At 51.1% G+C, this 2747-nt stretch carries 1 protein-coding gene; it reads left to right on the top strand.

Translation table 11 applies throughout. The features are described 5' to 3' along the window. On the top strand, positions 1-2709 hold a 2709-nt coding region (locus tag ACOTYN_RS26015; protein ID WP_421634797.1), incomplete at its 5' end, for a Tn3 family transposase. Positions 2710-2747 lie beyond the last annotated feature (38 nt).

Genomic DNA, 2747 nt, shown 5'->3' on the forward strand with positions numbered 1-2747 from the left:
TATGCATCCAGAGAGCAAACCCGCTGGGAACATCTGACCGAACTTTATCGCTACCTGGAACTATCCCCGTTCAGCCGGTCAATGCAAAAAGACTGTATCCGTCATCTGCACCCCTATGCCATGCGAACTGACAAAGGATTTATGCTGGCGGAAGAAATGCTCAGCTGGCTACATAACAATAATGTTATTTTCTCTTCTGTTGAAGTGATCGAACGGACGCTTGCCGAAGTCGTCACGCTCGCTAACAGATCGGTATTTTCGACACTTACCGCGCAACTGGAAAAGCAGCATAAATCAGCACTCGACAGCCTGCTCATATCAGAGGGTGAACAACCTTCCCGTCTGGCATGGCTGCTACAGCCTCCGGGTAAAATAAACGGTAAAAATGTGCTGCAACATATCGACCGGCTTAATTCCATCGCTGCGCTGGGGTTGCCTGATGGTATTGCACTTTCCGTTCACCAGAACAGGTTGCTTAAACTGGCGCGTGAGGGCCGGAAAATGAGCAGCAGGGACCTGGCAAAATTCACCGATGTCAGACGTTACGCTACGCTGGTTTGTATAATAACAGAGGCCAGGGCCACCCTGACTGACGAAGTGATTGATCTGCACGAGCGTATCCTGGGTAGTCTGTTCAGCAGGGCAAAACGCACGCAGGCCGAACGGCTCCAGCAAACGAGAAAGCTTATTCAGAGCAAGCTGAAGCAGTACGTTACCGTCGGGCAGGCGTTACTTAACGCCAGAGAATCCGGGGAAGATCCCTGGACTGCAATAGAAGATGTCCTTCCCTGGCAGGAATTCATCAACAGCGTGGAAGAAACGCGGTTTCTTTCCCGTAAGGGCAATTTCGACGCGCTTCATCTGATCACCGAAAAATACAGTACGTTGCGTAAATATGCCCCGCGTATGCTGTCAGCATTGCAGTTCATGGCGACACCTGCGGCGCAGGCGCTCAGCGATGCGCTGGACACCATAACGGAAATGTACCGTAAACAACTTCGTAAAGTGCCGCCATCAGCGCCAACAGGGTTTATCCCTGAAAGCTGGCGAAAACTGGTGCTCACGCCTTCAGGCATCGACCGCAAGTACTACGAGTTTTGCGTACTGAATGAACTCAAGGGTGCATTACGTTCCGGTGATATCTGGGTAAAAGGATCGCGCCGCTACAAAAATTTTGATGATTATCTCATCCCGACTGCTGAGTTTGAGAAATCCCGACATAATGACCAGTTACAGTTGGCCGTTCAGACCGATAGCCAGGCATACCTTCAGGCCCGTATGACTCTTCTTGCATCTCGGCTGGAAGAAGTTAACGCGATGGCGCTTGCCGGTGATTTGCCCGATGTAGATATCTCAGATAAAGGCGTAAAAATCACTCCACTGGAGAACAGCGTTCCTTCAGGTGTTTCGCCCTTTGCAGATTTGGTCTATGGCATGCTTCCCCATCCGAAAATTACGGAGATACTGGAAGAAGTTGATAGCTGGACGGGATTTACGCGTCACTTCGCGCACCTCAAAAATAATAACGTCAGACCAAAAGACGGAAGACTGTTGCTGACCACCATTCTGGCTGACGGCATCAACCTTGGGCTGACAAAAATGGCGGAATCCTGCCCTGGGGCCACAAGATCGTCACTCGAAGGTATTCAGGCATGGTACATCAGGGATGAAACTTATTCAGCGGCACTGGCCGAGCTGGTCAACGCACAGAAAGAGCGGCCTCTGGCCGCATTCTGGGGCGACGGGACAACATCGTCGTCAGACGGGCAGAACTTTCGGGTAGGCAGTCACGGACGTTATGCCGGTCAGGTCAATCTTAAATATGGTCAGGAGCCGGGCGTGCAGATTTATACGCATATCTCAGACCAATACAGCCCGTTCTACGCCAAAGTGATCAGCCGGGTGCGCGACTCAACCCACGTGCTTGATGGCCTGCTGTACCATGAAAGCGATCTGGAAATTACCGAGCATTACACCGATACCGCAGGCTTCACTGAACATGTTTTCGCCCTGATGCACCTGCTGGGATTCGCTTTTGCGCCAAGGATCCGTGATCTTCATGACAAGCGGCTGTTTATTCATGGAAAGGCCGAGCGCTATCCGGGGCTTCAGTCTGTCATATCAACAACCTGCCTAAATATCAAAGACATTGAGTCGCACTGGGATGAGGTATTGCGCCTGGCAACCTCGATTAAGCAGGGGACAGTCACCGCATCACTGATGATGAAAAAGTTAGCCAGTTACCCAAAACAGAATGGACTTGCCAAAGCGCTGAGAGAGATTGGCCGCATCGAACGGACACTATTTATGCTGGACTGGTTCCGTGATCCCGGTCTGCGCCGACGCGTGCAGGCGGGGCTGAATAAGGGTGAGGCCCGTAATGCCCTTGCGCGAGCGGTCTTTTTGCACCGTCTGGGTGAAATAAGGGATCGTGGGCTGGAGAATCAGAGTTATCGCGCCAGCGGGCTGACATTACTGACAGCAGCGATCACGTTGTGGAACACGGTATATATAGAAAGAGCTATTGAGTCACTAAAACGAAAGGGTATCCCGATAAATGAGCAACTGGTCTCTCATCTTTCTCCCCTGGGCTGGGAACATATCAATCTGAGTGGAGATTACGTCTGGCGTAATAATCTTAAGCTGGGATCCGGAAAATACCGCTCATTACGTACAGTCGATACCGCTTTGTACAAAAAACAGTCTTAGCGTGGGATAATTAATGAGATGGTCACTCCCTCCTTCCC

The sequence above is a fragment of the Enterobacter cloacae complex sp. IR5458 genome (genome assembly GCF_049238025.1).
Taxonomy (GTDB): Bacteria; Pseudomonadota; Gammaproteobacteria; order Enterobacterales; family Enterobacteriaceae; genus Enterobacter; species Enterobacter kobei.